The 3,477-nt window shown below is 58.3% G+C and carries 4 protein-coding genes; all 4 read left to right on the top strand.

The genetic code is table 11. The features are described 5' to 3' along the window. Positions 1-938: glycosyltransferase family 2 protein (locus EN742_RS28455; protein WP_148670315.1), on the top strand; the 938-nt coding region annotated here is incomplete at its 5' end. Then, on the top strand, positions 938-2,020 hold the full coding sequence (locus tag EN742_RS28450; RefSeq protein ID WP_127407127.1) for a glycosyltransferase: 1,083 nt from the start codon (positions 938-940) through the stop codon (positions 2,018-2,020). The genes EN742_RS28455 and EN742_RS28450, both read left to right, overlap by 1 nt. Positions 2,021-2,030: 10 nt before the next feature. Beyond that, positions 2,031-2,756, top strand: a complete 726-nt coding sequence (locus EN742_RS28445; protein WP_127407126.1) for a class I SAM-dependent methyltransferase — start codon at positions 2,031-2,033, stop codon at positions 2,754-2,756. Beyond that, positions 2,753-3,477 (top strand): hypothetical protein (locus tag EN742_RS28440; protein WP_148670314.1); only part of this gene is annotated, 725 nt, incomplete at its 3' end. The genes EN742_RS28445 and EN742_RS28440, both read left to right, overlap by 4 nt.

Genomic DNA, 3,477 nt, shown 5'->3' with positions numbered 1-3,477 from the left:
TCCAGATTCCTTGTTACAACGAAGCAGAAACACTGGCGATAGCGCTGAGCGATCTGCCGCGGACCGTCACAGGCTTCGACAGCGTCGAATGGTTGATCATCGATGATGGAAGCACCGACGAAACGGTCAGGATTGCCGAGGAAAACGGCGTCGACCATGTCGTCCGTCACACCAGCAATCGTGGCCTTGCCGCCGCCTTCATGACCGGCATCGAGGCCTGTCTGGCACAAGGCGCCGATGTCATCGTCAACACGGATGCCGACAATCAATATCACGCCGCCGATCTTCCGGCCCTGACCTTGCCGGTCCTGCAGGAGCGCGCCGACATGGTCATCGGCGCTCGGCCGATTTCGGAGATAGAACATTTCTCTCCGGCCAAGAAGTTGCTGCAAAAGCTTGGCAGTTGGGTGGTTCGGGTGAGCAGCGGCACCGACGTTCAGGATGCGCCGAGCGGATTCCGCGCCATCTCGCGAACCGCGGCCCAGCGCCTGATCGTGTTCAACAACTACACCTATACGCTGGAAACCATCATCCAGGCCGGCCGCAAGAATATGCGCGTGGTCTCGGTGCCGATCCGCGTCAATGGCGATCTTAGGCCATCGAAGCTGGTCAAGAGCATACCTTCCTATCTGAAGCGTTCGATGTTCACCATCGTGCGCATCTTCGTCATCTACCAGCCTGCCCGCTTCTTCGGCATTGCCGCGGCGCTGCTTTTCGGACTTGGCTTCCTGATCGGCCTGCGCTTCCTCTATTTCTACCTGACCGGAACGGGCACCGGCCATATACAGTCGGTGATCCTGGCGGGCGCGCTGATGTCGATGGGCTTCCAGTGCCTTCTCGTCGCTTTCCTGGCCGATGTGATAGCGGCCAACCGCAAGCTGCTGGAGGACATCCGCTATACGCAGCGGGCGAATCTCGTCCGGAACTCGGAGCGTTGATGCGTATAGTCCTAATTGGGCCTGTTCCGCCCTATCGCGGAGGAATAGCTCAATACACGGCTCAATTGCACCAAGCTCTCGCCGAGTCGGATGATCGATTTACGATATCCTTTTCGCGTCAGTTTCCGGCATTCATGTACCCCGGCGGAAGCGACAAGGAACCCGAGCCGCGCGCATATCTCCCGGATGTCGAATACATCGTCGATTCAGTCAATCCATTCACCTGGCCAGCGGTCGGCCGTCGCATTCGTTCCTTGAATCCGGATCTGATCGTCGTGCAATGGTGGCACGTCTATTGGGCTCCGTTCATCATTTGGGTGAAACGGCTTGCCAGACGCTGCGGTAAGCGGCTGGTGGTGATTTGCCACAATGTGGATGATCACGAATCCGCCGGCTGGAAGGTCAAACTTCGCAACCTGGCGTTAGGCGACTGCAAGGAGTTGTTCGTGCACTCCAGTCGCCATCGCGAGAGTCTTGGCGAAATGTTTCCGGCAGCATCCATCCGGATGCATCCGATTCCGGCCTACGATGCCTTCCCCGCGCCGGATCACGAATTGCCGCGACGCGCGAGAACGGAACTCCTCTTCTTTGGGTTGATCCGGCCTTACAAGGGCTTGGACATACTTTTGCACGCCTTGGCCAGGATTGCCGACAGGGACTTCCATCTCACCATTGCCGGGGAAAGCTGGGACGGCGTTTCAGCTTACGAAAGGATCATCAGCGAAAGCGGTATCTCCGAAAAGGTCGATATGGTGAATGCCTATGTCTCGAACCAGTCGGCAGCCAATCTCTTCGCGCGCGCGGATGCAATTGTCCTGCCCTATCGCTCAGCCTCGGGCAGCGCCGTGGCCGCGCTTGCCTTCAACTACCACAAGCCTGTGGTCGCAAGTGAGGTTGGTGGCTTCGTCGATACCGTTTTGCCCGGAACAGGCATTCTGGTCGAGGCGGAAAACGTGGACGCCCTTGCGGGTGCCTTGTCGCGCGTTATGGATGGAGGCAAGTGGTATGAGCCTGATGCCATAGCGGCAACCAATGAACGGCTCACCTGGCGCAGCCTTGCGTCGGAATTGAAGAGACGATAGGGCGACGCGCATGGCAGCCTTGCGCCTTTCACACGCGATCCTCGATGCGCAAAGCCGAAATGCCAAGGCCCGGAAGATTGCGATGCTCTCCGGCATGACGGCACCGAAGCCGGATATGCGCATGCTCGAGGTCGGTTGTGGCTCTGGCTTCATCGCAAGCTACTTTTCCGAGCTCGGTTTTGGCCCGCGCGGGACCTTTGCGACCGACATCAATGACGAGCGCCAGATCGAGCAGGGCTATGTCTTCCACAAGGTGGACGACACCAGACTGCCGTTTCCAAACGAGCACTTCGATCTGATCGTCACCAATCATGTGATCGAGCATGTCGGTGATCTTGCTGAGCAGCGGCGGCATCTCGACGAAATTCACCGTTGCCTTAAGCCGGATGGAACCGTGTACTTTGCGGTCCCCAACAAATGGCGGCTTTTCGAAGCTCACTACAAGCTTCCGTTGCTGAGTTGGCTGCCTGCTCCGATCGCGGATCGTTACATCCGACTTCGCGGAGCGAAGCATCGCTATGACTGTCGGCCTCTCTCTCGAGCCGAAGCTGAAACCCTGTTGAGCGAAGCCGGGTTCGACGCGCAGGACAAGACCATCGACGCCATTCGCCTTGTGAGCGATTTGGAAAGCAATGTCGGCGCCTACAAAATCGCAAGCAACATTCCGGACTTCATCTTCAAGTCGATGCGGGGAATTGTCCCGACGCTCATATTCGTGGCAAGGAAGCAACGGTGAAAGCGCTCCGCATTGTCGGGATCACGCTGTCGCTGGCGGGGTTGGCATTCTTCATTGCCGCAGTTGCCCGTTCGCCCGAGGTGCTTTTCCGGGCTGCAACCGCCCCCTTCTTTTGGACTTCGCTGTTGATCGGTGCGGCGGCAATCTTTTGCAGCCTCCTGCTCGCCGCTCTCAACTGGCATATGCTGCTTGGTGTTTTCGGCGTTGGGCGCCCGCTCGGTCTCATTGGACCGGTTTTTCTCTCCACCCAGATCGGCAAGTATCTGCCCGGCAACGTCGGCCACCTCGTTGGCAGGGCAGTGGTGCTCAAATCTTACGACATACCTGTCAGCGCATCGACGAAAGCGATGATCGTCGAGGCGATCGCCCTGCTTTGCGTCGGCTTCGCCCTGGTTGCGGTGCTTTTGCGCGAATGGCTGATGCAGGCGCTGAAAATCAGCGAAGTTTCAACTTGGCTCGTAGTGGGACTTTTGTCCATTGTCGTGGTTGCGGCGGCGGCGGCCCTGGTGTTTCGAGACCGGATAGCCCCCTTCATCAGGCAACTCCTGGCCGACCTTGCCGCTTCGCGCAAACGGCTTCTTGCCGTCGGAACCATCGACCTCGTCAATTTCGGTTTGAATGGACTGGCACTGTGGTCTTCATCGGTGTTGTTGTTCCCGGACAAGCCGATTGGAATGCTCGCCTGCCTGGGGGTAGCGTCCGCATCGTTTCTGGCCGGCTA

The sequence above is a fragment of the Mesorhizobium sp. M4A.F.Ca.ET.020.02.1.1 genome (assembly GCF_004022645.1).
Classification (GTDB): Bacteria; Pseudomonadota; Alphaproteobacteria; order Rhizobiales; family Rhizobiaceae; genus Mesorhizobium.
Note: the sequence above shows the minus strand (reverse complement) of the source record. Positions and strands in the feature narration are given on the sequence as shown.

What these genes read in the sequence shown, in the direction of transcription:
- EN742_RS28445 (WP_127407126.1), top strand. Translation starts at nt 2,031, where the DNA reads ATGGCAGCCTTGCGCCTTTCACACGCGATCCTCGATGCGCAAAGCCGA.
- EN742_RS28450 (WP_127407127.1), top strand. Translation starts at nt 938, where the DNA reads ATGCGTATAGTCCTAATTGGGCCTGTTCCGCCCTATCGCGGAGGAATA.